The sequence below is a fragment of the Streptomyces sp. NA02950 genome, assembly GCF_013364155.1.
In the GTDB taxonomy this organism is placed as follows: Bacteria; Actinomycetota; Actinomycetes; order Streptomycetales; family Streptomycetaceae; genus Streptomyces.
On the sequence record NZ_CP054916.1, the window covers coordinates 3,291,638 to 3,316,830 of the forward strand.

The following is a 25,193-nucleotide window of genomic DNA, read 5'->3' on the forward strand; positions in this document are numbered from 1 at the left end:
GGCACTCAGTACTGGGCCTGGAGGTGCTCCCAGAAGCCGTCCCGCAGGGCCCGCCGCAGATCGGCGTGGGCGCGCAGCGACAGCCGCAGCAGCCCCTCCGCGTCGATCAGCAGCTCCTGGTCGATCGAGCCGGGCAGATAGGGGTGGCCCGGCAGCAGCTCGGCAAGCGTCTCCCGGCCGCGTGAGGAGAGCCACTGGGCGGCGATCTGGGCCCCGACGAAGCGCACCTCGTCCCGGCTCGGCGCCGGCCCGCACGGCGCCGTCTCGCCGTTCGGCTCGTAGCCCGTGGCCCGGCGGCTGACATACGGCTTGCAGAAGTCGAGGTCGAAGGTGCGCTGGCTGTCGACCTCCCACAGCAGCGGCTCGGCCTGGTTCCGGCCGTCCAGGGCCTCGATACCCCACAGATGGACCCGCGCCCCGTAGCCCTGGGCCGCCTCGACGGCCGAGACCAGGTCCTCGTCGCCGCCGATCAGCACGGCGTCGCCGATGGCGCGGTGCCGGGCGAGGGATTCGAGGTCGGAGCGGATGAGGGAGTCGACGCCCTTCTGCTGGTTGTTGGCGTTGAGGTTGCCGAGCCGGACCTTGACGTCGGGCAGCTCCGCGATGCTCTGCTGCTCGGGGGTGTGGATACGGCGCCGGGCGCCGTCGAACCAGTAGACCCGCAGCAGCCTGCTGTCCGGGAAGATCGTGCGGGCCTTGTCGATGAACGCCTCGATCAGCCCCTCGGCGTCCAGCTCGAAGGCCCGGCGGTCCTCCGTGCCCGCGACCAGCCGTCCGGCGGCCGCGTACACATACCCCGCGTCCACGAAGATCGCGTGGGTGGAGGGGGTGGTGGCGACCTCGGCGAGCACGCGTTGCAGCAGCTCATTGGTGCGCTCGATGCCCACGACGATCGAGGCGAGATCTGGTTGGCCCGGAGGCAGCACGTCACTCATACGCGGTTCATTCTCCGGGCGGCCGCTCGGGGATCACAACCGGACCACCCTCCGCTACCAGCAGGTACTTAGTCTGGCGAAAAATTTCATTAGCGTAGGGAATGTTTTCAGGGCACACTCTCGTTGAAGACGTACAGGAGCGTGCGGCAGCGAGGCCGCGCCGCCTCCGTACACATCAGTTCTCCTCAGGAGGATCAGACGAAGGGAGAAGCCGTGCGCTTCGAGATCATGCGTCTTGACGACGTCGACGGTAACGCCGTGGACAGCACCGTCGTGGACGCCGCCTCCGTCAACCGGATCGTGCAGCAGGCCGCGGCGATCGGCCAGCGCATCTACATCCGCCCGGCCGACACCGTCGCCCGGTAGTGCCGGTGAGAAGTTCCTGACGCAGCACGCACAGCGCCCCCGTACAACGGACGTACGGGGGCGCTTTCGCGTTCAGGCCTGGTGGACCACCTGGATGACACCGTTGATGATCTGCTGCACGGCCAGAGCGGAGAGCATCATTCCGGCCAGTCGGGTGACCAGCACCACTCCGCCTTCCTTGATCACACGGATGATCAGCAGCGAGTAGCGCATGGTGAGCCACAGCACCACATGCATGGCCACGATGGCGGCCCACACCGAGACCTGGCCACCGGCGCCCTTCGCGTGCTGCACCGCGAGGATCACCGAGACGATCGCCCCCGGCCCGGCCAGCAGCGGCATGCCGAGCGGGACGAGCGCGACATTGACGTCCTTGGTCTGGGTCGGCTCGTCGTTCTTGCCGGTGAGCAGGTCGAGCGCGATCAGCAGCAGAAGCAGCCCGCCCGCGATCATCAGCGCGGGCACCGAGACATGGAGATAGTCGAGGATCTGCTGACCGGCGACACCGAAGACAGCGATGACCCCGAAGGCGACGGCGGCGGCCTGGCCCGCCATCCGGCGCTGGACCTTGACGGGGCGGCCGGAGGTCAGCGCCAGGAAGATCGGCGTGATCCCCGGAGGATCCATGATCACAAAAAGGGTGAGAAAGAGAGAACCGAAGACAGCGGTGTCGAACACGGTGAAGGGCCTTGCGCAGAGGTGGGCGAGCGACGGGTGAAGGGGGGTGGGGAAGGCGAGGGCAGGGCGTGAGCGGGCTCAGCCGCCCGCGCCCGGCACCGGGAACGCGCCGGCGGCCCGGCGCACGATCTCGCCGTAGATCTCGGGGTCGGTGGTGTACTCGCCCAGACTGCAGCTCTTACGGCTGCCGTGGTAGTCGCTGGAGCCGGTCGTGAGCAGACCGTGCTCGGCGGCGAGGCCGCGCAGCCGGGCGCGGGTGGGCCCGTCGTGGTCCATATGGTCGACCTCGATACCGTCCAGGCCCGCGGCGGCCAGCTCGCCGATCGCGCTCTCCGGGACGCACTGACCGCGCTTGAGGGCCAGCGGATGCGCGAAGACGGTGACCCCGCCCGCCGCCTTGACCAGGCGGATCGCCTCGAAGGGGTCCAGCTCGTGCTTCTCGACGTAGGCGCGGCCGCCATTGGCGAGCCACTCGGGGGTGAAGGCGTCCGAGACGCTGTCCACGACGCCCAGCTCGACGAGGGCGGTGGCCACGTGCGGCCGCCCGACGGCCCCGTCACCGGCGATCTCCGCCACCCGCTCCCAGGTGACCGGTACGCCCAGCTCCCGCAGTCTGGCGACCATCCCCTGGGCTCGGGGCACCCGGTCGTCGCGCACCAGCTCGCGTTCACGTGCGAACTCCGGCTCGGCCGGGTCGAAGAGGTACGCGAGCATGTGCAGGCTCACACCGTTCAGCCGGCAGGACAGCTCGGCGCCGGTGACCAGGGTCAGGCCCCGCGGCAGCGCCCGTATCGCCTCCTGGTGACCGCCGACGGTGTCATGGTCGGTCAGCGCGACGACGTCCAGCCCCGCCGCGGCGGCGTGGTGGACCAGCTCGGCGGGGGTGTCCGTACCGTCCGAGGCAGTGGAGTGGGTGTGCAGATCGATGCGCACGACACGGCTCCAAGCTGCGGTGGAAGGAACGGAGGGGACGCTTCAGGATAACCGCCGCCCCGGGCATGCCCGTGTCAGGGGCATCCACCCCCGGCCGGAACTGCGGCGGTCAGGACAGGATCCGCGGTGAGAGCGCCCCGCACGGCACCAGGTCCACCTCGGCCCCGGCGTCCCGCAGATCGGTGAGCACCATCTCGTCGTACATCAGCAGCCCGGTCTGTTCGGGCCAGACGATCGCCCACAGCCACAGCCCGCAGGCCTCGCCCGCGAAGACCGCCCGGTCGTCCGGGGTGCCCTCGACATGCCACAGCGGGGTGGGCCGCCCAGCGGCCAGCACCTTCACATGCGGGGGTTTGTCCACCCGCATCCCCGGCCCGGGGTCGGGACCCGGGATGCCCGCATAGCGCGCACCGAGTCCGACGCCGAGCTCCTCGGCCACCAGCAGCAGCTCACCGGGGCCGCCCAGCGGGCCGGGGCCGGAGCAGGCCACGGCGGTGGCGCGGCCGCCGCTGCGGTCGTCGCCCGCGCACGCCACACCGGTGAACAGCCAGCCCACGGGCAGCGGCCACGGCATCCAGACCGGAACCCGGGCGCGATTGGTGACCACCACGAGTGCTTCGACGCTCGGCGGGACGACTGGCTGGAGCGGATGCACGGTGCCGTGCATGCCGCACTGCCAGGTGTCGGCGAAGAGACCGGGCGCTCGCACCCGGCCACCGCACTTCGGGCAACTGGGTTCGCCCCTCATAGGGCCCCACGGTCCTCCCCGGTCGCCCTCGCGTCAAGGACGATCACCCGTCCGGAGGCCGTGCGGTCGAAGAGTTTCCGCCCGTACGCCGCGTGCGGTACGCCGTGCTCCCGCGTGCGCACCGAGTAGGCCGCTTCCGCACCCGTGGGCGGCTTCGGTACCGGGCCGGCCGCCCGCGCACGGGGTCAGTCGTCCAAGGGAACCCCGGAGCGCATCGGATCGCGCAGGTCCGTACCGTGCCGCAGCCAGCGGTCCTGGAGCGCGCCCGCGCCGTGGACCCGCTTCCACGCCGCCTCGTTCCCCGTCATCGGCAGCAGCGGCAGGAAGCGCACCGGCTCCATCGGTTCCAGGAGCTCCAAGTCCTCCACCAGTCCGCCCGATTCGGCGACCAGCACGGAGGTGAAGGGCGCGCCGGTCCACAGCGGCGCGCCGATGTCCAGCGAGGCGCCCGGCGCCACCACCAGACCCTCGACCTGGGGGGAGGCGGCCAGTACGGCGAGCGGCCGCAGCACCTCGTCCAGGGTGCCGGTGCCGGGCCCCGTGCCGCCGGACCGCACGGTGAGCACCAGCTCGGCGCGCGGTCCGCGCAGCGGGTCGGCGGCGGGGGCGGTGGGGTCGGTCATCGGGGTGTCCGACATGCCGAGGGTGGCGTAGCGGACGACGTCCCCCTCCCCCCGGAACCGCAGCACTTCGATGCGGTCCGTGCCGACGAAGGTGAGGGCCGCGCGACCGTCCGGTTCACCCAGCGCGGTGATCAACCGGGCCTCGACCAGCTGAAGAACGTCTGACATGCGGTGAGCATAGATCGCGTATCGAACAGGCAAAGCGGCGCCGTGGCGCTTCTGCCGACTGATAGCCTTTACCTCTGCCCAGGGAGTTACACGTCGTCCCCCACGGGGGACCGGCCGGAGGAGGTGGGGCTGCGGTGGATCCTAGTCGACCGTGCAGTACCGACAGTTCTCCCGTCGTTTCCCCTGGGGATGCGCACGCATGATCTGAGCCTTCCGTACCCCACCGCCTCGCGGTGAAACACGTGAAGTCAGTTCGCATCCAGGGCATGTGACGGCAGAGCGCCTTCGTCCCGCTTTGTTCTGTTTTCTTACGCGAACTCCCGTCAGCGCCATCGCACGGAGCGCCGCCCGCTTTGCGGACGTACCGAGGCCGGACCGCCGTACGCCCACCTTCCGGGTGCCGCGCTGCGCCCCGCGCCCGCCGCTGACGGCCGGCCCGTGAAGGAGCCCGTCATGTCGATGATCCGTGACCTGCGCGCAGTTGTCCGCCCCGCCCTGCGCCGGGCCCGTACCGCCCACAACTACGACGCCACGCGTGACCCGTCGGTCACCAGCGCCGTGGTCGACTGCGCGGTCTACCGGGACGGACGACGGGTCAGCGACCACGTCAGCCCGGCGAAGGCGATGGAGCGGGTGCGCGCCGAGGGCGGGTTCGCCTGGATCGGTCTGCACGAGCCGAACGAGCGCGAGTTCGCCGGTATCGCACAGGAGTTCGGGCTGCACCCGCTGGCCGTCGAGGACGCCGTCCAGGCCCATCAGCGGCCGAAGCTGGAGCGGTACGACGACACCCTCTTCACCGTCTTCAAGACCATCCACTACGTCGAGCACACCGAACTCACCGCCACCAGCGAGGTGGTGGAGACCGGCGAGGTGATGTGCTTCACCGGCCGGAACTTCATCGTGACCGTCCGGCACGGCGGCCAGGGCTCGCTGCGCGCGCTGCGCCACCGTCTCCAGGACGACCCGGAGTTGCTGGCCAAGGGCCCCTCGGCGGTGCTGCACGCCATCGCCGACCAGGTGGTCGACGGCTATCTCGCGGTCGCCGACGCCGTCCAGGACGACATCGACGAGGTGGAGATCGACGTCTTCTCGGCGGCGACCTCCCGGCGCGGCGGCGACGCGGGCCGGATCTACCAGCTCAAGCGTGAGGTGCTGGAGTTCAAGCGGGCCGTCTCGCCGCTGCTGCGGCCGATGCAGCTGCTGAGCGAGCGTCCGATGCGGCTGGTGGACCCGGACATCCAGAAGTACTTCCGGGATGTGGCGGACCACTTGGCCCGGGTCAATGAGCAGGTGCTGTCCTTCGACGACCTGCTGAACTCGATCCTCCAGGCCAATCTGGCGCAGGCGACCGTCGCGCAGAACGAGGACATGCGCAAGATCACATCATGGGCGGCGATCTTCGCCGTTCCCACGATGATCGCGGGGATCTACGGCATGAACTTCGACTACATGCCGGAGCTGCGCTGGAAGTTCGGCTACCCGGCCGTGCTGCTGGTCACCGTCGGAATCTGCGTCGCCATCCACCGCGGCTTCAAGCGCAACGGCTGGCTGTAGCCCGCTCGCCTTCCGGCGGTCCGCCAGGATGACCAGGGTGAGCCCGCCGAGGATCACCGCGAGCGCCGGGTAGGCGGCCACGGGCGGTGTCTGGCCCAGCCAGAGCGCCGCGATCAGGGCCGCCCCCGGTGTCTCCAGCAGCACCGCGGTGGAGGTGACCGACGGGCCCAGACCCCGCACCACCCGGTTGATCAGGGTGTGGCCCAGCAGTTGGGCGGTGACCGTCAGCGCGGCCAGCTGGAGCCAGGTGACGCCCTGGTAGCCGCCGAGCGCGGCGCCCGAGCCCAGACAGACGGCCAGCAGCAGCGCGCTGGTGGTGGCGTAGCAGACGAGGGTGTACGCGGTGGTGCTCACCGAACGGCGCACCTCCGCCCCGAGCACCACGTACCCGCCCCCGGCCACCCCGCCGACCAGGGCCAGCGCGTCGCCCAGCAGCGCGCGGGGCGAGGTCGACAGATCGACACCGGTGAGGATCACCACACCGAGCAGGGCGAGCCCCATGCCCAGCCACACCCGCGCGGCCGGGCGGTGGCCGCGCATCCGCAGCAGCAGCGCGGTCCAGATCGGAGTGGTGGTGACCAGTGCGGTGGACGAGGCGACGGACGTCATCCGCAGGCTCGGCAGCCAGGTGCCGAAGTGCACCGCGAGCAGCGCTCCGGCCCCGGCCGACAGCAGCACCGCCCGGCGTCCCATCCCGCGCAGCTCGCCCCGGTGGCGCCACAGCGCGAACGGGGCCAGCGCGCCGACCGCCATGGCGTTCCGCCAGAAGGCGATGGCGAGGGCGGGCGCGGCCGTCGCGGCGGCGAGCGGTGCGGAGAACGAGACCCCGGCCACGGCCACCGCGAGCAGCACGGCGTCCAGCGGAAGCGGGGTGCGCAGGGTGCCGCCGCCGGTGCCGTCCGGCACGTCGGCGGCGGACCTGCGGGCGGGGCGGGCGGTGGACACACCCTCAGCGTAAGGCGCGTAGGCGGGCCGGGCACCTGTCGTCCCGCGGGCTGGGACGCCCCCGGCCGCCCGGCGGCGGCCCCGCGCACACGTCCTAGGCTGTGCACATGACGCAGACGCCGATGGACCGCGCCCTTGTCGAGGAGGCGGCCAAGAAGTCCGCCCTCATCTGGGTCCAGGGGAGCGAGGGTGCCGCCCGCCCCCTGTGGCACATCTGGCACGAGGGTGCCGTCTGCCTGGTCGGGGACGGCCCCGACGAGCAGCCCCTCACCGGGCTCGGCCTCACCGACGGCGGCACCGCCACGGTGACCGTGCGCAGCAAGGACAAGGGCGGGCGGCTGGCCGGCTTTCCCGCGCGGGTGGTGGAGCTGGCCCCGCACAGCGAGGCGTGGACGGCGGCGGTCGACGAGCTCAAGGGCAAGCGGCTGAACGCGGCGGACGCCGACCGGATCGCCGAACGGTGGGCGAGCGGCAGCCGGGTGCTGCGGCTGGAGCCCGCGCCCGGGGCGCTCGCCGAGCAGCCCACCGGCTCGCTGGCGGCGGCCCCGCTGCCGTCCGCGGCGGTCACCCGCCGTCCCATGCCGGAGGGACTGCCGAAGCTGCTGGCGCGCGGCCGTCGGGCCCGGAAGCGCTAGCTCCTGTCCGGTGGATCTTTGAGGGTCAGCCCGCGACGTCTGGTGCGGGGGCACCTCCCAGCGGTAGCCGGGGGCGCGGTGCCAGGCGTCGCGGGGCCCCGATGAGATCCGCCGGACAGGGCCCAAGGGCTCCGCGGGAAGAGGCGCGAGGGGCCACCATGCGTCTCCGCGGCCGCGCCGCGGCCGGTCGCGCCCACGCGCGGCGGAGCCGCACATCGACGCAGCCCCGCGCCCCTCCGGGGCGCAACCGAACCGCACCGGACGTCAGCGAGGCCGCTCAGGGCCCGGGGCGCGCCGGGGCCCGGGGCAGGACGCGCAGAGCGCTACGGCCCCGCGGGAATCTGCCGTCCGTAGTCGAGGACATGGTCCTTGTCCGGGGCGGTCAGCTTGAAGTCCTTGTTCCAGTCGGCGAGCCGGATCACCCCGGCGCGCCCCGCCCGCTGCAACCGCAGGGGGTACGGACGGCCCTCCAGGGACACGTCCAGCGAGCCGCCCTCTCCACCCTCGCCGCCGAGGACGCGGATCGTACGCACACCGCTCAGCTCGCCGCGGTCCCCCGCGGTGATCTCGCCGTGCAGTCCGAGCAACCCGTCGAGCAGCACCTTCTTGTCGGTGAAGCCGGTGAGCCGCCGGTAGGAGGGATCGCCGGAGGGGACCTTCACATATTTGTCGTCCAGCTTGTGCGCGGCGTCCCCGGAGCCCGCCTGACCGGACTTTCCGCCCTGGTGCGCCCAGAAGCCCGCGTCCGCCTTGAGGTAGAGGTCCTTGCCGACGCGCAGCAGCTCGAAGGTGCTGCCCTTGGTGGAGACCTGGCCGGTGCCGCCGCCCTCCTTGAGCCGCATGTCCAGCGTGTAGGTGCGCCCCTTGGTGACGAGGTTGCCGGACAGCCGGACCGCGCTCGCGCTCGCGGCCACCGTACGGGCCTTGCTCTCGATCTTGGCCGCGGGCAGTTTGCCCACGCCGTTGGTGCCCGCGTCGGGGTCCTTGCCCCCCTCGCCGCCGCATGCCGTGAGCGTCACGGCCAACCCCGCGCACATCGTGACGACAAGGGCGCTCTTCCGGGTGCGCACGTCCGCTCTGCCTCCTGATGCCGCTGCAGTAGGGCAGCGTACCGGTGCCGTCCACGGGTGTCCGCAGGGTGCCGGACGGCCCCTCGTCCGGCGGCACGGCGGACACGGGCACGTTAGCCTGAACCCGGCGAAACAGGATGAAAAACCGCGGAAGCGACGCAGCGGGAAAGCCCGTGAAGGGCCACGGACGAGGAGAGGCATGACATGCCGGCAGGCTCCCCCAGGGTCTTTGTCTCGCACCTCGCGGGCGTCGCCGTCTTCGATCCGAACGGCGACCAGGTCGGACGGGTCCGCGATCTGGTGGCGATGCTGCGGCTGGCCGGACGGCCGCCACGGGTGCTGGGCCTGGTGGTCGAGGTGGTCGGCCGCCGCCGGATCTTCCTGCCCATGACCCGGGTGACCGGGGTCGAGTCCGGCCAGGTCATCTCCACCGGCGTGATCAACATGCGGCGCTTCGAGCAGCGCCCCACCGAGACACTGGTCCTCGGCGAACTGCTCGACCGCCGGGTGCGGCTGGTGGAGACGGGCGAAGAGGTCACGGTCCTGGACGTGGCCATGGCCCAGCTGCCCGCGCGCCGCGAATGGGAGATCGACAAGGTCCATGTCCGACGCGGCAAGTCCGGTGCGCTGCGCCGCCGCGGCGAGACGCTGACCGCCGAGTGGTCGGCCGTCACCGGCTTCTCGCTGGAGGAGCACGGCCAGGGCGCCGAGAACCTGCTCGCCACCTTCGAGCGGCTGCGCCCCGCCGACCTCGCCAATGTGCTGCACCACCTCTCCGCCAAGCGGCGCGGTGAGGTGGCGGCGGCGCTGGACGACGACCGGCTCGCGGACGTCCTGGAGGAGCTGCCCGACGACGACCAGGTGGAGATCCTCGGCAAGCTCGAGGAGGAGCGGGCGGCCGATGTGCTGGAGGCCATGGACCCCGACGACGCGGCCGATCTGCTCTCCGAGCTCCCCGAGGAGGACAAGGAGCGGCTGCTCGCTCTGATGCGCCCGCGCGACGCCGCCGACATGCGCCGCCTGATGTCGTACGAGGAGGGCTCGGCGGGCGGCCTGATGACCACCGAGCCGATCGTGCTGCGGCCGGACGCCACGGTGGCGGACGCCCTGGCCCGGGTGCGCAACCAGGATCTGACCCCGGCGCTGGCCGCCCAGGTGTACGTGTGCCGCCCGCCGGACGAGACGCCCACCGGACGCTACCTGGGCACCATCCACTTCCAACGGCTACTGCGCGACCCGCCGTTCACCCTCGTCGCCTCGGTCGTCGACACCGATCTGCCGCCGCTGCCGCCCGACACCCAGCTGCCCGTCGTCGCGAGCCATCTGGCGGTCTACAACCTGCTGGCGGCGCCGGTGGTGGACGAGAGCGGATCGCTGCTCGGCGCGGTGACCGTGGACGACGTCCTGGACCATCTGCTGCCGTCCGACTGGCGGGAGCGGGAGCTGCACACCGGGGTGACCATGCCGGAGGTCACCGATGGACGGTGAGGGAAGCCGGCTGGACCGGCCCAAACCGCGGCGGCGCAGTCCGCTGCCGGCCTGGGACCCCGAGGCGTTCGGCAAGGCGTCGGAGCGGATCGCGCGCTTCCTGGGCACCGGCCGCTTCATCGCCTGGATGACGGCCTTCGTCCTCCTGTGGGTGATCTGGAACACCCTCGCTCCGGGCCATCTGCGGTTCGACCCCTTCCCGTTCATCTTGCTGACGCTGATGCTGTCGCTCCAGGCGTCGTACTCGGCGCCGCTGATCCTGCTCTCCCAGTACCGGCAGGCCGACCGCGACCGCGTCAACCTCGAACGCGACCGCAAGCAGAACGAACGGTCCATCGCCGACACCGAGTTCCTGACCCGGGAGATCGCGGCGCTGCGCACGGGCCTGGGAGAGGTCGCCACCCGGGACTGGATCCGCGCGGAGTTCGAGGACCTGATCAGGGAGCTGGACGAGGGACGGGCCGCCCCCGGCGGGGAGTGAGGAACGCGACCACCGACAGTCTTTCCGTGGCTCGCCCACGGCGCCGTACCATCTCCGTATGGCTACCGACACTCCCCCATCGCCGAGCGAGGACGCGGTCCGCGCCGCGCTCGCCACGGTCAACGACCCGGAGATCCACAAGCCGATCACCGACCTCGGCATGGTCAAATCCGTGGACATCGCCGCCGACGGCGCGGTCGCGGTGGTGGTCTACCTCACGGTCTCCGGCTGTCCGATGCGGGAGACGATCACGACGAACGTGCGGGACGCGGTCACCCGGGTCGACGGTGTGACTTCGGTCACGGTCGAGCTCGATGTGATGAGCGATGAGCAGCGCCGGGAGCTGGCCGCCTCGCTGCGCGGCGGGCAGGCCGAGCGCGAGGTGCCCTTCGCCCAGCCCGGTTCGCTCACCCGGGTCTACGCGGTGGCCTCCGGCAAGGGCGGCGTCGGCAAGTCGTCGGTCACGGTGAACCTGGCCGCGGCGATGGCCGCCGACGGTCTGAAGGTCGGCGTGGTGGACGCCGACATCTACGGCCACTCCGTGCCGCGCATGCTCGGCGCCGAGGGACGGCCCACCCAGGTCGAGAACATGATCATGCCGCCGTCCGCGAACGGTGTGAAGGTGATCTCGATCGGGATGTTCACCCCGGGCAACGCCCCGGTGGTGTGGCGCGGGCCGATGCTGCACCGCGCGCTCCAGCAGTTCCTGGCCGATGTCTACTGGGGCGACCTCGATGTGCTGCTCCTGGACCTGCCCCCGGGCACCGGCGATATCGCGATCTCCGTGGCCCAGCTGGTGCCCAACGCCGAGATCCTGGTGGTGACCACACCGCAGCAGGCCGCCGCCGAGGTCGCCGAGCGGGCCGGGTCGATCGCCGTGCAGACCCACCAGAAGATCGTCGGCGTGGTGGAGAACATGTCCGGGCTGCCCTGCCCGCACTGCGACGAGATGGTCGATGTGTTCGGCACCGGCGGGGGCCAGGTGGTCGCCGACGGGCTCAGCCGGACCACCGGCACGACGGTGCCGGTGCTCGGCGCCATCCCGATCGACGTCCGGCTGCGCGAGGGCGGCGACGAGGGCAAGCCGGTGGTGCTGACCGACCCCGACTCCCCGGCCGGCGCCGCGCTCAAGGCGATCGCGGGCAAGATCGGCGGTCGGCAGCGCGGACTGGCGGGCATGTCGCTGGGCGTCACGCCGCGCAACAAGTTCTGACGCGACACGTTCCGCAACGGCGCGGGCCCGGCAGCGGGCCCGCGCCGTTGGACGCCGGTCACGCGTCGTTGTCGTACTCGGTGATGTCCTTGATCACCGAGAAGCCGAGCCCGTAGGCGCTCACCCCGCGCCCGTACGCCCCGATGTGCACCCCGTCACGCGCCGATCCGGCCAGCACCCAGCCGTACTCGGACTCGCGGTAGTGGAAGTCGGTCGGTACCCCGTCCACCGGCAGCGACAGCGCCGTCCAGCCCTCGCCCTCGAGGTCGTCCGCCAGCTCCCAGGCGATCGCGGTCTGCTGGTCCAGCCAGTCCTGGCGCAGCGCCCGCTCCATCCGGGTCGGCCAGGTGCACGACAGCAGGCCCGAGCCCGCCAGCCAGGCGGCCGAGGAGACCGAGGTGGCCTCCAGCACGCCCGTGCCGTCCGCGCTGTCCCGCACCGGGCGGCTGGCGACGGTGACCACCACCGTGAAGCGCTGCTGGTCCATGTCGGTCTCCACCCGCAGCGACGGCTCCTCGCCGTGGCCGGTGGAGCCGTACTCGACGGTGCCGTCCGCCGCCGCGCCCACCTGCATCAGCCAGCGGGGGCCGGTGAACGCCTCGTCAAGCCCGTACCAGGGGAAAGCGGCCATCAGATAGCCGTCGACGCTCCGCCGGGCGTCGGCGGGCATTCCTTGCGCGGCTGCGCCCACTCCTCGCACCCCTAGCCGACTCGTCGTCTCCATGTGCGCGCGGCCTCCTCGTTGCCCTGCGTCGTGGGCGGCCCGCCCCCCCTCAGGCGTCCTCACCCCGGACAAAGGGAGGATAGCCATACGGGTCAACCAGGCCGGGCATACGGGGGGATCAGGTGGCGTCGGAGTCGAAAGGCGGACGGTCCTCGCCACGCGGCTCTTCTCGCTTGCGCAGCAGGTCAGGGGTGCCGGAACCGGACGACGGAGTGGACGGCGAGGGGGAGCCGGAAGCGCCTGAAGAGCCCTGGGACGGCTCACTCTCCCGGCCGTGCACCGCATCGGCGACCTCCGCCATGTCCTTGCGCAGGTCGAAGCCGTTACGGATCTCCTTCAGGCCCAGCTCGTCCGAGTCCAGGACGTGCTTGCGCACGAACGTCTTGGGATTGAGGTCCTCGAACTCGAAGTCCTTGAACTCCGGCCCCAGCTCGGTACGGATGTCCTCCTTGGCGCTGTCGGAGAACTCCCGGATCTTACGGATGAACTGCGACACATCACGGACCACCTTCGGCAGCTTGTCCGGGCCGAAGACGAGCACCGCAAGGACAACGAGCGCGACAAGCTCGAGAGGTCCTATGTCCAACACCGTGCAGCTCCTAGAGAGGTCCCGTGGCCACGGTCCAGGCCACTCCACACGGTACCTGTCGGCGGGGATGAGGTGGGAGACGGCCGGGCCAACATCAGGGTCAGCCCTCGCTGCTCGCCGAGCCCAGGGACAGCTCCACCGAGCGCTTGTCGTCGCCCCGCTTCAGGGTCAGCTCGAGCCGGTCCCCGGGGCGGTGACTGCGGATCTTGACGATCAGCTCCTGGGCGCTGTGCACCCGCACCCCGTCCACCGCGGTGATCACATCACCGGCCTCGATCCCGGCGTCGTCACCCGGTCCGCCCGGCTTCACCGGCGGCCCGCCGACACCCTTGGTGTTCACCCGTGCCCCGTCACCCTGGTACTCCATGTCCAGCGTGACGCCGATCACGGGGTGGGTGGCCTTGCCGGTGTTGATCAGCTCCTCGGCCACCCGCTTGCCCTGGTTGATCGGGATCGCGAAGCCCAGGCCGATGCTGCCGCCCTGGCCGCCGAGCTCGGAGCCGTCGTCGGCGGCGCGGATCGCGCTGTTGATGCCGATGACGCGGGCCTTGCCGTCGACCAGCGGACCCCCGGAGTTGCCCGGGTTGATCGGGGCGTCGGTCTGGAGCGCGTCGACATAGCTGACGTCGCTGCCGTCGCCCTTCTCGCCGCCCGCGGTGATCGGGCGCTCCTTGGCGCTGATGATGCCGGAGGTGACGGTGCCCTCGAGGTCGAACGGGGCGCCGATGGCCACCACGGGGTCGCCGACCCGCACCGAGTCGGAGTTGCCCAGCGGCAGCGGACGGAGCCCGGTGACGCCCTCGACCTTGATCACGGCGAGGTCGTAGCCCGCGTCCCGGCCGATCACCTCGGCGTCGGCGGTGTGGCCGCCGTTGAACGTCACCGTTATGTCGCCGCCCGTGCCCGCGGGCTCCACGACGTGGTTGTTGGTGAGGATGTGGCCCCGGTTGTCGAGGACGAAACCGGTGCCGGTGCCCTCGGCCGAGCCGCCGCGGACATGGATGGTCACCACACTCGGCAGCGCGCGGGCGGCGATGCCCGCGATGGAGCCCCGGGCCCGCGGCTCGGAGTCGACCGGGGCCTGCGGCAGCTCGACGTCACCGCCGCCGGTGGCGCGGTCGTGCTCCAGATAGCCGCCGATGGCGCCGCCGAGGCAGCCGGCGATCAGCGCGATCAGCAGCACGGCGATCCAGGCGCGGCGGCGGGTGACCATCCGCGGCCCGGCGGGCGGCCGGGGCGCGCTCCAGGGGTCGTACTGCCGCCAGTGGGCGGCCTGGGGGGCGGCTGGGGCGAGTGGCGCGAGCGGGGCCGTGGTCTCGCCGGCGGAGGGCGGAAGCTGGGTGCCGTGGGGCGGGGTCATCCCGGGGTGCGGCAGGGGCGCGGGGGCAGCCTGCGGCGGTACGGCCGCGGCGCCCGGCGGCAGCTGAGTGCCGTGGCCCGGGGTGGCTCCGGGCGGGACGTGCGTGCCGTGCCCCGGCGTCGCCCCCGGCGGGACATGCGTACCGTGCCCCGGCGTCGCCCCCGGCGGGACATGCGTACCGTGCCCCGGCGTCGCCCCCGGCGGGACATGCGTACCGTGCCCCGGCGTGGCCACGGGGTGCTGGACGGGCGGTGCGGGGGCCCAGGGCCCGGGTCCGCCGTAGGGCGGGGTGCCGTACGGGTCGGGCTCGTGCAGCGGCCGGGTGGGTGGCTCGGCGGGCGGCACCGCGTCCTCGGGCTCGCCGCCCGGTCCGGCGGTTCCGGCGGCTGCCGCGGCTGCGGCGGTCTCACCGGCGCCGGAGGCCCGCTCCGCGGCCGGACCGCCGTCCTGCCCGGCGGTCTCGTCCGCCGCACCGGCGGTCTCCTCGGCCGTGGCCGGAGTCTCCTCCGCCGCGGCCGTCGGCCGGTCGTCTCCGGGTCGTGCGGCCGGACGGCTCCACCACTTCGGTTTCGGCTTGGGCCCGGAGGCCTTCCGCTCGTCCATGATCTCCCCAAGTTCCCGCTACACGGCACGGACCGCGCCGCCGCGAGGGCGTACATCACCCCCTCCGGGGCGCGCTGCCCGGAGGCGATTCAATCAGGTCCGCCGATGCTGGCGCAGTGCGGACGATGGACCGTGTCAGGTGCGCGCACACCGCTCCCGGTGGCTCGGTCTAGTCCGGCGAGGCACTGACGCCGAGCGAGGGCGAGGTGCGCGTCGCGGGCTGGGTCGGACCCTCCATCAGCGTCGGCGCGGGGGCCGGTGGGGTGGAGGAGCGGGTGCGCAGCAGCTCGGTGGCCGACAGCAGCGGCTGTATCAGCGGGTTCAGCGCCGCCGCTCCCGCGGCCTGGCGCAGAGCCTGCGGATGCGGTGTGGCGGCCGGGGACGGGACGTCCGCGCGGGAGTCCCCGGCGGACCGCATCCCCACCTCACGGCGGGTGCGCTCGCGCACGCCCGCGGTCGAGGCGTCGGCGCGGGCCGGGGTGACCGCCGTGTCGGGCCCCTCGGCCATCCGGCCCGGGGGGTCGACCGCCGCGTCCAGCGGGAGGGCGGCGCCGAGCGCGAAGGCCGCCAGGGACACCGCGCCCGCGGCCGCGAAGGCGAACCGGCGGCGCGGCGCGGACCGCTCGACCTCATGGATGCGGAAGCCGCGCTCCCGGGAGGCCGCGGCCGAGGCCGCCGGGGCGATGGCGGTGCCCGGTGCCACCGGAGGCAGCAACGCGAACGCCCGCTCGCGTCTTTCCCGCGGGTCCGGCACCTCCCGCACATCCTGGGCGCCGCCGGGCATGCCCCGCATGCCGAAGACACCGGAACCGCCGAAGGGGGAACCGCCACCGTCGTCGCCGGAGCCGCCGGGCAGCCCCTGGAGACGCGCCAGAAAGCCCTCGGACGGGGCCGGGGGCGCCGTCTGGGCGAACACACGTTTGAGCCGACGCTGCGCGTCGGCCTCCGCCTTGCACTTGCAGCATGTGGCGAGATGCGCGAGAACGCGCTCCCGGGCGTCATGCCCGAGCTCACCATCGACCAGAGCCGCAAGGCGGTCGCCGAGATGCTGCTCGGCGGGGGACGGACCGCCTGATCGGGTCACGCGATTCCGACCTCCCCGCTCACCCGGGGACCGGCGACGCGCGGGGCGACGGCGGTCACCTCGTGCTGCCCGGCCCGTGCCGCGGGGGCGCGGTGGCGCAGCGCCTTGCGCAGATGCGAGCGGCCGCGGTGGATCCGGCTGCGCACCGTGCCCAGCTTGACCCCGAGCGTCGCGGCGATCTCCTCGTACGACAGCCCTTCGATGTCGCAGAGCACCACCGCCGCGCGGAACTCCGGCGCGAGGGTGTCGAGCGCCTGCTGCACATCGGCGTCGAAGTGGGTGTCGTTGAAGTGCTGCTGGGGGGAGGGCTCACGGCTGGGCAGCCGCTCCGCCGCGTCCTCGCCGAGGGCGTCGAAGCGGATGCGCTGACGGCGCCGGACCATGTCGAGGAAGAGATTGGTGGTGATGCGGTGCAGCCAGCCCTCGAAGGTGCCCGGGGTGTACGTCGAGAGCGAGCGGAAGACGCGGACGAAGACCTCCTGGGTGAGGTCCTCGGCGTCGTGCTGGTTACCGGTGAGCCGGTAGGCGAGGCGGTAGACCCGTGCGCTGTGGGTGCTGACGATCTCCTCCCAGGTGGGAGGCGTCCACGCCGGGGCGTCCGCATCACTGGCGAAGGTCGCGGTCATGGCGGAATCGGCGGAACGGGAACGGTCAGCGGTGTTGGTCACGGATTTCGGCTCGCCCGCTGACCTGCGAAAGCGCCTCAGCACTCTCCGGTCACCGGCCGCAGCCGCACCTCCCCTGTCGGCTCTGGTGGTGTCCAGTAGAGCCCCTACCATATCCACCTCGCCCGTTAGCTCCGGATAAGCATTTTTGACCTGCATTTGGTCATGGTCCATACGATCCCCCCTTCCCTTCAACGCCCGGTCCCATCTGCGGGTTCCCGTGCGCAGCGGATACAGTCACCGTTGCGCGAACTACGGGGACAGGAGAGGGTCATTACCGGCAACCGGCAGACGAGCTGGGCGTTCGCCGACGCGTTCGTCGCCGAGGGCGAAGCCCTTCACTGGGCCCGTGACCGGGCCCGGGAGGCAGGGCTGCGCTCGGTGTCGGCGGGCACCGGCGCTGCGCTGCGGCTGCTCGCCGCCGCCGCGGACGCCAAGGCCGTCGCCGAGATCGGCACCGGAACCGGTGTCTCCGGAATCCATCTGCTGCACGGGATGCGCCCGGACGGGGTGCTGACCACCGTCGACATCGAACCGGAGATGCAGCAGTTCGCCCGACAGGCGTTCCGGGCGGCCGGGTTCGCCGGGAACCGGGCGCGCTTCATCCCCGGCCATGCCCTCGACGTCCTGCCCCGGCTCGCCGACGGCGGCTACGACCTCGTCTTCTGCGACGGCGACCGGCTGGAGTGCCTGGACTACCTCGGTGAGGCCATGCGGCTGCTGCGGCCGGGGGGCCTGGTCTGCTTCGAGGGGGTCTTCGCGGGCGGCCGGACCGTGGACTCCGCCGCCCAGCCGCAGGAGGTGCTGCGGCTGCGGGAGCTGCTGCGCACCGTGCGGGAGTCCACCGTGCTCCAGTCCTCCCTGCTGCCGGTGGGCGACGGACTGCTCTGCGCCGTCAAACGCGGTTGACCGCCGGACGTCCGGCCCCGGCCGGATCGCACCCCCGCCCCGGCCCCCGGTGCGGCCGGGCCCCGATACAGCACCGCCCCGGCGGCCGGTACCGGTGTACCGGCCGCCGGGGCAGCACTCGGGTGTTGGTGGGGCCGGTCCTTCAGCCGACAACCTTCTTCAAGGCGTCGCCGAGGGCGTCGGCCTCGTCGGGTGTCAGCTCGACGACGAGCCGACCGCCGCCTTCGAGCGGAACGCGCATGACGATGCCCCGCCCCTCCTTGGTCACCTCGAGCGGGCCGTCGCCCGTCCGCGGCTTCATGGCCGCCATGCTCGTTCCCCTTCCTGAAACCAGCTCATCGCAGCCGACAACCCAGGTGTCACCGGCATCGAACACGTTGCTTCCCTGCCATTATCCCGCATGGCACGACCCGATGACCAACATCAGTCGGCAACCCCTGCGGTAGCCACTCCCCCAAATCCACCCAATTCGGGGAGGGGGGCATGTCGCCTGGTCATGATCTCCGGCATGCTGAGCGCTGACCGCCGCAGCGGGCCCGTTCACCGGCCCGGCCGCGCGGCCTCGCCCTCAGCCGCGACCAGCCACATCCCGGAGGACCGCCCATGGCCGACACCGTGCTCTACGAGCTGACCGACGGGCTCGCGACGATCACCCTGAATCGTCCCGACGCCATGAACGCGCTCAACCTCGACATCAAGGTGGCGCTGCGTGACGCGCTGCTCCAGGCCGCCGAGGACCCGGCCGTGCGGGCCGTGCTGCTCACCGGTTCCGGCCGCGCCTTCTGTGTCGGTCAGGATCTCAAGGAGCACATCGGGCTGCTGGCGGCGGACCGCGAGGCCCACGCCCGGGGCGAGGGGGCCGCCGAGGGATCGACCATGACCACGGTCGCCCTGCACTACAACCCGATCGTGACCACGATCGCGGGAATGCCCAAGCCGGTGGTCGCCGCCGTCAACGGGGTCGCGGCCGGTGCCGGGGCGGGCTTCGCCATGGCCGCCGACTACCGGATCGTCGCCGACTCCGCGACCTTCAACACCTCCTTCGTCGCGGTGGCCCTCACCGGCGACTCCGGGATCTCCTGGACCCTCCAGCGGCTGATCGGCCACGGCCGCGCCGCCGAACTGCTGCTCTTCCCCCGCAATGTCAGCGCCCAGGAGGCGCTGGAGCTGGGCATCGCCAACCGGGTGGTGCCGGCCGCGGAGTTGGCGGCCGAGGCGGCGGCGGTGGCCCGCACGCTGGCCCAGGGCCCGACCGCGGCCTATGCGGCGATGAAGGAGTCGCTGGCCTACGCGGCCGGGCACACCCTGACCGACGCGCTCGCCAAGGAGGACGAGTTGCAGCGGCGGCTGGGCGCCTCGGACGACCATCTCGCCGCCGTCGACGCCTTCGTGAAGAAGGAGAAGCCCCGGTTCACCGGCCGCTGAGCGACGGCGGAACACCGCCCGCGCGGCCCGGTGCCTCAGTCCGCGCCGCGCAGATGGCAGCCCGCGAGATGGTCGTCGACCAGACCGCACGCCTGCATCAGGGCATAGGCCGTAGTGGGTCCGACGAAGCGGAAGCCGCGTTTTTTGAGGGCGCGGCTGAGCGCCGTGGACTCGTCGGTGATCGCAGGGACATCCGCGGTGGTCCGCGGCACCGGGCGGCCGTCTGGGTCGGGGGCGTGGGACCAGATCAGCTCGTCCAGCTCGCCCGGGTCCAGCTCCGCCGCGGCGCGAGCGTTGGCGATGGTGGCCACGATCTTGGCCCGGTTGCGGATGATGCCGGGGTCGGCGAGCAGCCGCTGCTCATCGGCCTCGGTGAACGCCGCGACCTTGGCGATCCGGAAGTCGGCGAAGGCGGCGCGGAAGCCCTCGCGGCGGCGCAGGATCGTCAGCCAGGACAGCCCGGACTGGAACGCCTCCAGGCAGATCCGCTCGTAGAGGGCGTCATCGCCGTGGACGGGGCGGCCCCATTCGGTGTCGTGGTAGACGCGGTAGTCCGCCATGGTCACGGACTCCAGCCCCCAGGGGCAGCGCGGCAGCCCGTCCGGCCCGGTGACCGGGCCCTGGCCGCTCATGCGCCGAACCCGTCATGGCCGCCGTGGTCCCCGTGCTCGCCGTGGCGGCGAGGGGGCCGGAACATGTCGTGCTCGCGCTCGTCCTCGTCCGGCTCCAGGTCGCCGAGGCCGCCGGGCGGCGCGGGGTGGTCCGCCCGCTCCGGCCCGGTCAGCGGTGCGGGCCCGCCGTGGACCGCACCGCGGGCCCCGGCGAGCGCCTGCTCCAGCTCGGCGATCCGGGCGTCGCGCTCGGCGAGCTCGGCGCCGAGACGGCCGAGCGCGTCGTCGACGTCGGCCATCCGGTAGCCGCGCAGGGTCATCGGCAGCCGCAGGGCCTCCACATCAGCGCGCCCCAGGGGCCGGTCGGCGGGCAGCCGGTCGTCCAGCCGGTCCGGCGGTGCCTCGCTCAGCGTCCCGCCCTGACCGCCCCCGACGACGGCGAGCGTGACCCCGCCGACCACTACGACCAGCGCGATCAGCAAGAACAAGAACACGGTGATCGTCTCCCCGGGGGTGCATGGTTGAGTCTGTGCCCGACGGCCTCGATATCTGTCTGCCTCGATCGTGCCATGACCCCACGACAGTTATCGTCGCCGCCCGCCCCTGGACCAAAGAGCGCGAAGAACGCGAGGGACAAGCATGCTACGGCTGGGACGACGTGAGTTCGGCGCCGACGAGCGGGTGATCATGGCGATCGTGAACCGGACGCCGGACTCCTTCTACGACCAGGGCGCGACCTTCCGCGACGAGCCCGCGCTCGCCCGCGTCGAGCAGGCGGTCGCCGACGGCGCGGCCATCATCGACATCGGCGGGGTCAAGGCGGGCCCCGGGGACGAGGTGAACGCCGAGGAGGAGGCCCGGCGCACCGTCGGCTTCGTGGCCGAGGTGCGCAGGCGCCATCCGGATGTGGTGATCAGCGTGGACACCTGGCGGCACGAGGTGGGCGAGGCGGTCTGCGAGGCGGGCGCCGATCTGCTCAACGACGCGTGGGGCGGGGTCGATCCCCGGCTGGCGGAGGTCGCCGCCCGGTACGGGGCCGGGCTGGTGTGCACCCACGCGGGCGGGGCCGAGCCGCGCACCCGGCCGCACCGGATCGCCTACGACGACGTGGTGGCGGACATCCTGCGGGTCACCCTGGGGCTGGCCGACCGCGCCGTGGAGCTGGGGGTGCGGCGGGACGGGATCCTGATCGACCCGGGCCATGACTTCGGGAAGAACACCCGGCACTCGCTGGAGGCGACGCGGCGGCTCGGTGAGCTGACGGAGACCGGCTGGCCGGTGCTGGTGTCGCTGTCCAACAAGGACTTCGTGGGCGAGACGCTGGACCGTCCGGTCAAGGAGCGGGTGCTCGGCACGCTCGCCACCACGGCGGTGTCGGCCTGGCTCGGTGCGCAGGTCTACCGGGTGCACGAGGTGGCGGAGACCCGGCAGGTGCTGGACATGGTGTCGACCATCGCGGGCCACCGGCCCCCGGCGGTCGCCCGCCGGGGACTGGCCTGAGAGCTCCGGGGGCTCAGACGCCGGACTCCTTGGTCACCAGGTCGACCACCTCGTCGATGTCGTCGGTGAGGTGGAACAGCTCCAGGTCCTGCGGGGACGCCTTGCCCTCCGCGATCAGCGTGTTCTCCAGCCAGTCGACCAGCCCCCGCCAGTAGGAGCTGCCGAACAGCACGATCGGGAAACGGGTCACCTTCTTGGTCTGGACCAGAGTGAGTGCCTCGAAGCACTCGTCGAGGGTGCCGAGCCCGCCGGGCAGCACCACGAACCCCTGCGCGTACTTCACGAACATCGTCTTGCGGACGAAGAAGTAGCGGAAGTTGACCCCGATGTCGACGTACGGATTGAGCCCCTGCTCGTACGGCAGCTCGATACCGAGGCCGACGGAGACCCCGCCCGCCTCGCTCGCGCCGCGGTTGGCGGCCTCCATGGCGCCGGGGCCGCCGCCGGTGATCACTCCGAAGCCCGCTTCGGCGAGGGCCCGTCCGATCCGCACCCCGGCCGCGTACTCCGGCGACCCCTCGGGGGTGCGGGCGGATCCGAAGACGCTGACCGCCTTGCCGAGCTCCGCCAGGGTGCCGAAGCCCTCGACGAACTCGGACTGGATGCGCAGCACCCGGAACGGGTCCTCGTGCACCCAGTGCGTGGCGCCCTGGGTGTCCAGCAGCCGCTGGTCGGTGGTACCGGGTCGCATCTGGTGGCGACGGCGCACGACCGGGCCCAGACGCTGCTCGTGCAGCGCTCGCTCTTCCTCGGCGTTGCCCACTGTGTGCTCCCTTCGCCAAGATCTGCCAAAGATCTGTGGTTCAGGGTAGGCCCCCCGAACGGCGAACAGCCGACATCCGGACCACGCCCACCCGGCGGACCGCCGAGCAGCGGTCGATCACCGCCCGCTCCGCGGCCGGGCGGTGTCCGATCGACGGCCGGCCAGGCCCGGACCGGCCCGGCGTCAGCGGGTCAGCGGGTCAGCGGGTCAGCGGGTCAGCGGGTCAGCGGGTCAGCCAGGCTCGCAGCCGCTCCTCGGCCAGCAGAATGGCCTCGGTCGACACATGCTCCTCGCGGGTGTGCGCCAGCTTCGGGTCGCCGGGACCGTAGTTCACGGCGGGCACGCCGAGCGCCGAGAAGCGGGCGACATCGGTCCAGCCGTACTTGGGGGCCACCTCCACCCCCAGCGTGTCCACGAAGGCGGCGGCCGAGGGGTGGCTCAGCCCGGGGAGGGCGCCGGGGGAACTGTCGGTGAGCTCGATCGCGAAGCCGTCGAAGACCTCCCGGACGTGGCCGAGCGCCTCCTCCTCGGAACGGTCGGGGGCGAAGCGGTAGTTCACGGTCACCGCGCAGAAGTCCGGGATGACGTTGGTCGCGTGACCGCCCTCGATCCCCACCGCGTTGAGCCCCTCGCGGTAGACGAGCCCGTCGATGTCCACCTGCCGCGGGGCGTACGAGGCCAGCCGGTCGAGGATCGGGGCGGCCCCGTGGATGGCGTTCTCGCCCAGCCAGCCGCGCGCGGAGTGCGCGCGCCGTCCCTGAGTGGTCACCCGCACCCGCAGCGTGCCCTGGCAGCCGGCCTCGACCTGGCCCTCGGTGCCCTCCAGCAGCACGGCGAAGTCACCGGCCAGCCACTCGGGGTGGTTCCTGACCAGCCGCCCCAGGCCGTTGAGCTCGGCGGCGACCTCCTCGTGGTCGTAGAAGACGAAGGTGAGGTCGCGGTTGGGCGCGGGCACGGTCGCGGCGATGCGCAGCTGGACCGCGACGCCGGACTTCATGTCGGAGGTGCCGCAGCCCCACAGCACGCCCTGCTCGTCCAGGCGGGAAGGCACGTTGTCGGCGATCGGCACGGTGTCCAGATGTCCGGCCAGCACCACCCGCTCCGCGCGCCCCAGGTTCGTCCGGGCGACGACGGCGTCCCCGTCACGGTCGACGGTCAGATGCGGAAAGGCCCGCAGAGCCTGCTCGACGGCGTCGGCGAGGGCCTTCTCGTCGCCGCTGACCGAGGGGAAGTCGACGAGCCGGGCGGTGAGCCGGGCCGCGTCCAGGGACAGGTCGAGTGCTGGGTGCTCCATACTCGCGACCCTAACCCGCGGGCTCCCACGGCCCCAGCGCACGTGGTCTTCCCCACCCCTGGTCCCTTCCCCGGCAGGTGCTCGCAGCGCTCCAGTAACGTGTGGCGCGTGCCCCTGTCCGTCTTCTCCAGCCGCCCCCGTCTGCTCCGGGCCGCGGTCGCCTGTGCCGTCCTGCTGGGCCTGGCCGGATATGTGGCGGCACATGTGCTGACCGGTGGCGGCGGCCCGCCGCGCTGCACCGTGCGCGCGGGCGGCGAGGAGGTGCTGCTCGACCCCGAACAGGCCGTGAACGCCGCCACCGTCGAGGCCGTGGCCGCCGCCCGCGGACTGCCCGAGCGGGCGGTCACCATCGCGCTGGCCACCGCGTTCCAGGAGTCGGGACTGCGCAACCTCCGTCACGGCGACCGGGATTCGCTCGGCCTGTTCCAGCAACGGCCCTCCCAGGGCTGGGGCACCGCGGCACAGATCCAGGACCCGGTCTACGCGGCGGGGAAGTTCTACGACCGCCTGGTGCGGGTGCCCGGTTACTCCCGGCTGCCCCTCACGGTGGCCGCGCAGCGGGTGCAGTTCAGCGGTTATCCGCAGGCGTACGCCAAGCATGAGACGGAAGCGGTGGTGCTGACCGCCGCGCTCACCGGGCGGGCGAAGGCCGCGATCAGCTGCCCGGGGCCGCCGGACGACGGCACCGCGGGCGATCCGGAGCGGGTCCGGTCGGCGCTGGTGCGGGAGTTCGGGCGGGAGGCACGGCCCCGACTCGACACCGCCGGGCAGGGCGGCGGCAAGCACGCCCCCACCGCGCGCGCGGTCCTGGTGCCGGTCCGGCCCGCGACCGCGCGGGGCGGGACACCGGAGCGCGGCTGGGAATTGGCGCACTGGGCCGTGGCTCACTCGGACGAGCTGCGCATCGAACGCGTCTCTTATGGGAAGCACGTGTGGAACGCCGGGAATTCCGGGGACGGCTGGCACACCTCCGACGAGAATTCCGGGCCGGACGTCACACTCGTCCTCGAGCGATAGCGCGACGGATCTCCGCAGCTCAAGTCCGTTGATCAGATACTCGGTACGGGACCGGGACACCGTGCGCACCAGGAATGCGCACCGAAACGGATTATGCGACACATTGCCAATTCTTTGCCCGGGGGCACCGCAACCTTCTCGCGGCCCATATCGGTATGCACAACGTCCGATCACCGGACACTGCACGCCATTGTCCCTCCGTCAAAGGAGAATCATGTCCCTCCCTCTCACGCGTCGGATCGGTCGGGCCGCGCTGCTGGTCGCCGCCGGCGCCGTTCCCGTTGTCGCCACCGCCGGCGCCGCGAGTGCGGCGGAAACAGCCCTGCCGCAGTCCCAGCTGGGCGGGCTGAGCGCCCTGGACACCGCCTCCGTCGACCAGGTCGCGGACATTGCCTCGCGGCAGGTCGGGAGCGCGGCGGGCGACGTCGTCGGCAGCAAGGCCGGACGGACCGTCACGGAGGTTCTGCCGGGCAAGGCCGCTCCGGTGAAGACCACTCCGGCCAAGCCCGCCCAGCAGGCCAAGACCCTCCCGGCCAAGGCCAAGGCCAAGGGCGCGCACGCCAAGGCCGCCCCGGCCAAGGGCAAGGCGGTCAAGGGCGCCCATGCCAAGGGCAAGGGCGGTGCGCACGCCAAGGGCAAGGGCGCCAAGGCCGCCAAGGCCGCCCCGCAGACCCCCAAGGCCCCGCAGCAGGCCGCGCCGAGCCGGCAGAGCCCGGGCCTGCCGCTCAAGGGTCTTCCGCTGGGGGGTCTGCCGATGCTCGGCGGCTGATCGCCCGCACCGCACACCGCGGGGGCCCGGGGAGTGTCACTCC

The 25,193-nt window shown here is 72.4% G+C and carries 27 protein-coding genes and 1 pseudogene; 11 read left to right on the forward strand and 17 right to left on the reverse strand.

Annotated features, from left to right (window positions below; genetic code table 11):
- Nucleotides 1–5: 5 nt before the first annotated feature.
- Nucleotides 6–935 (reverse strand): NYN domain-containing protein, encoded by a 930-nt coding sequence (locus HUT19_RS13870; protein WP_176180778.1) that lies wholly within the window; start codon nt 933–935, stop codon nt 6–8.
- A 213-nt stretch (nt 936–1,148) separates the two neighbouring features.
- On the opposite strand from HUT19_RS13870, the gene HUT19_RS13875 reads away from it, so the two are divergent.
- A complete protein-coding gene (locus tag HUT19_RS13875) occupies nt 1,149–1,301 on the forward strand; it encodes a hypothetical protein (RefSeq protein ID WP_176180779.1) in 153 nt (50 codons plus the stop codon).
- Nucleotides 1,302–1,373: 72 nt separating this feature from the next.
- Here HUT19_RS13875 and HUT19_RS13880 read toward each other — a convergent pair whose 3' ends face one another.
- The 4 genes from HUT19_RS13880 to HUT19_RS13895 form a co-directional block, all read right to left on the reverse strand.
- Nucleotides 1,374–1,979, reverse strand: coding sequence for a MarC family protein (locus HUT19_RS13880; protein WP_176180780.1), 606 nt, complete (start codon nt 1,977–1,979; stop codon nt 1,374–1,376).
- 78 nt (nt 1,980–2,057) lie between these two features.
- Nucleotides 2,058–2,912 (reverse strand): PHP domain-containing protein, encoded by an 855-nt coding sequence (locus HUT19_RS13885; protein ID WP_176180781.1) that lies wholly within the window; start codon nt 2,910–2,912, stop codon nt 2,058–2,060.
- A 109-nt stretch (nt 2,913–3,021) separates the two neighbouring features.
- Nucleotides 3,022–3,660, reverse strand: coding sequence for a DUF6758 family protein (locus tag HUT19_RS13890; RefSeq protein WP_176180782.1), 639 nt, complete (start codon nt 3,658–3,660; stop codon nt 3,022–3,024).
- 185 nt (nt 3,661–3,845) lie between these two features.
- Nucleotides 3,846–4,451 carry a suppressor of fused domain protein gene (locus tag HUT19_RS13895; RefSeq protein ID WP_176180783.1) on the reverse strand — a complete coding sequence of 202 codons (606 nt, stop codon included), beginning with the start codon at nt 4,449–4,451 and terminating at the stop codon, nt 3,846–3,848.
- A 453-nt stretch (nt 4,452–4,904) separates the two neighbouring features.
- Between HUT19_RS13895 and HUT19_RS13900 the strand changes: the two genes are divergently transcribed.
- Entirely contained in the window at nt 4,905–6,005 is a 1,101-nt protein-coding gene (locus HUT19_RS13900) for a magnesium and cobalt transport protein CorA (protein ID WP_176180784.1), read from the forward strand.
- A gap of 6 nt (nt 6,006–6,011) precedes the next feature.
- Here the strand turns inward: HUT19_RS13900 and HUT19_RS13905 are convergent.
- Nucleotides 6,012–6,911: pseudogene (locus tag HUT19_RS13905) on the reverse strand (DMT family transporter); the annotation flags it as partial.
- Nucleotides 6,912–7,057: 146 nt separating this feature from the next.
- Between HUT19_RS13905 and HUT19_RS13910 the strand changes: the two are divergent.
- Entirely contained in the window at nt 7,058–7,585 is a 528-nt protein-coding gene (locus HUT19_RS13910) for a hypothetical protein (protein WP_176180785.1), read from the forward strand.
- 323 nt (nt 7,586–7,908) lie between these two features.
- Here HUT19_RS13910 and HUT19_RS13915 read toward each other — a convergent pair whose 3' ends face one another.
- Entirely contained in the window at nt 7,909–8,655 is a 747-nt protein-coding gene (locus tag HUT19_RS13915; protein WP_176180786.1) for a hypothetical protein, read from the reverse strand.
- 204 nt (nt 8,656–8,859) lie between these two features.
- Between HUT19_RS13915 and HUT19_RS13920 the strand changes: the two genes are divergently transcribed.
- The 3 genes from HUT19_RS13920 to HUT19_RS13930 are packed head-to-tail and all read left to right on the forward strand — an operon-like array spanning nt 8,860 to nt 11,837.
- Nucleotides 8,860–10,143, forward strand: a complete 1,284-nt coding sequence (locus HUT19_RS13920) for a CBS domain-containing protein (RefSeq protein WP_176180787.1) — start codon at nt 8,860–8,862, stop codon at nt 10,141–10,143.
- A complete protein-coding gene (locus HUT19_RS13925) occupies nt 10,133–10,624 on the forward strand; it encodes a DUF1003 domain-containing protein (protein ID WP_176180788.1) in 492 nt (163 codons plus the stop codon). Before HUT19_RS13920 ends, HUT19_RS13925 begins: the two co-directional genes overlap by 11 nt.
- Before the next feature lie 58 nt (nt 10,625–10,682).
- On the forward strand, nt 10,683–11,837 hold the full coding sequence (locus HUT19_RS13930; RefSeq protein ID WP_176180789.1) for an Mrp/NBP35 family ATP-binding protein: 1,155 nt from the start codon (nt 10,683–10,685) through the stop codon (nt 11,835–11,837).
- Between the two features lie 58 nt (nt 11,838–11,895).
- On the opposite strand, the gene HUT19_RS13935 is transcribed toward HUT19_RS13930, so the two are convergent.
- The 5 genes from HUT19_RS13935 to sigE form a co-directional block, all read right to left on the reverse strand.
- Entirely contained in the window at nt 11,896–12,561 is a 666-nt protein-coding gene (locus HUT19_RS13935; RefSeq protein ID WP_176180790.1) for a hypothetical protein, read from the reverse strand.
- 118 nt (nt 12,562–12,679) lie between these two features.
- The gene (locus HUT19_RS13940) at nt 12,680–13,150 is read right to left on the reverse strand and encodes a sec-independent translocase (protein ID WP_176180791.1); all 471 of its coding nucleotides are present in this window, start codon (nt 13,148–13,150) and stop codon (nt 12,680–12,682) included.
- Nucleotides 13,151–13,250: 100 nt separating this feature from the next.
- Nucleotides 13,251–15,113, reverse strand: coding sequence for a S1C family serine protease (locus tag HUT19_RS13945; RefSeq protein WP_176180792.1), 1,863 nt, complete (start codon nt 15,111–15,113; stop codon nt 13,251–13,253).
- 169 nt (nt 15,114–15,282) lie between these two features.
- Nucleotides 15,283–16,197: an anti-sigma factor gene (locus tag HUT19_RS13950; protein WP_176180793.1), complete on the reverse strand. Its 915-nt coding sequence runs from the start codon at nt 16,195–16,197 to the stop codon at nt 15,283–15,285.
- Nucleotides 16,194–16,976 (reverse strand): RNA polymerase sigma factor SigE, encoded by a 783-nt coding sequence (sigE, locus tag HUT19_RS13955; RefSeq protein ID WP_176180794.1) that lies wholly within the window; start codon nt 16,974–16,976, stop codon nt 16,194–16,196. The genes HUT19_RS13950 and sigE overlap by 4 nt, the downstream gene beginning before the upstream one ends.
- 129 nt (nt 16,977–17,105) lie before the next feature.
- On the opposite strand from sigE, the gene HUT19_RS13960 reads away from it, so the two are divergent.
- On the forward strand, nt 17,106–17,771 hold the full coding sequence (locus HUT19_RS13960; protein WP_176180795.1) for an O-methyltransferase: 666 nt from the start codon (nt 17,106–17,108) through the stop codon (nt 17,769–17,771).
- Between the two features lie 142 nt (nt 17,772–17,913).
- On the opposite strand, the gene HUT19_RS13965 is transcribed toward HUT19_RS13960, so the two are convergent.
- Nucleotides 17,914–18,081 carry a DUF3117 domain-containing protein gene (locus HUT19_RS13965; protein WP_003966491.1) on the reverse strand — a complete coding sequence of 56 codons (168 nt, stop codon included), beginning with the start codon at nt 18,079–18,081 and terminating at the stop codon, nt 17,914–17,916.
- Between the two features lie 293 nt (nt 18,082–18,374).
- On the opposite strand from HUT19_RS13965, the gene HUT19_RS13970 reads away from it, so the two are divergent.
- Complete coding sequence (locus HUT19_RS13970; protein ID WP_176180796.1) at nt 18,375–19,196, forward strand: enoyl-CoA hydratase-related protein; 822 nt, start codon at nt 18,375–18,377, stop codon at nt 19,194–19,196.
- Between the two features lie 35 nt (nt 19,197–19,231).
- On the opposite strand, the gene HUT19_RS13975 is transcribed toward HUT19_RS13970, so the two are convergent.
- Nucleotides 19,232–19,828, reverse strand: a complete 597-nt coding sequence (locus tag HUT19_RS13975; RefSeq protein WP_176180797.1) for a DNA-3-methyladenine glycosylase I — start codon at nt 19,826–19,828, stop codon at nt 19,232–19,234.
- Nucleotides 19,825–20,301, reverse strand: a complete 477-nt coding sequence (locus HUT19_RS13980; protein ID WP_176180798.1) for a DivIVA domain-containing protein — start codon at nt 20,299–20,301, stop codon at nt 19,825–19,827. The genes HUT19_RS13975 and HUT19_RS13980 overlap by 4 nt, the downstream gene beginning before the upstream one ends.
- Before the next feature lie 145 nt (nt 20,302–20,446).
- Between HUT19_RS13980 and folP the strand changes: the two genes are divergently transcribed.
- Nucleotides 20,447–21,307 carry a dihydropteroate synthase gene (gene folP / locus HUT19_RS13985; protein ID WP_176180799.1) on the forward strand — a complete coding sequence of 287 codons (861 nt, stop codon included), beginning with the start codon at nt 20,447–20,449 and terminating at the stop codon, nt 21,305–21,307.
- Between the two features lie 13 nt (nt 21,308–21,320).
- On the opposite strand, the gene HUT19_RS13990 is transcribed toward folP, so the two are convergent.
- Both HUT19_RS13990 and dapE read right to left on the reverse strand, forming a co-directional pair.
- The gene (locus HUT19_RS13990; RefSeq protein WP_176180800.1) at nt 21,321–22,070 is read right to left on the reverse strand and encodes a TIGR00730 family Rossman fold protein; all 750 of its coding nucleotides are present in this window, start codon (nt 22,068–22,070) and stop codon (nt 21,321–21,323) included.
- Between the two features lie 223 nt (nt 22,071–22,293).
- The gene (gene dapE, locus HUT19_RS13995; protein WP_176180801.1) at nt 22,294–23,364 is read right to left on the reverse strand and encodes a succinyl-diaminopimelate desuccinylase; all 1,071 of its coding nucleotides are present in this window, start codon (nt 23,362–23,364) and stop codon (nt 22,294–22,296) included.
- 99 nt (nt 23,365–23,463) lie between these two features.
- On the opposite strand from dapE, the gene HUT19_RS14000 reads away from it, so the two are divergent.
- Nucleotides 23,464–24,381: a hypothetical protein gene (locus tag HUT19_RS14000; protein WP_176180802.1), complete on the forward strand. Its 918-nt coding sequence runs from the start codon at nt 23,464–23,466 to the stop codon at nt 24,379–24,381.
- Between the two features lie 214 nt (nt 24,382–24,595).
- Nucleotides 24,596–25,150 carry an ATP-binding protein gene (locus HUT19_RS14005; protein ID WP_176180803.1) on the forward strand — a complete coding sequence of 185 codons (555 nt, stop codon included), beginning with the start codon at nt 24,596–24,598 and terminating at the stop codon, nt 25,148–25,150.
- The last annotated feature ends 43 nt before the right edge of the window (nt 25,151–25,193 follow it).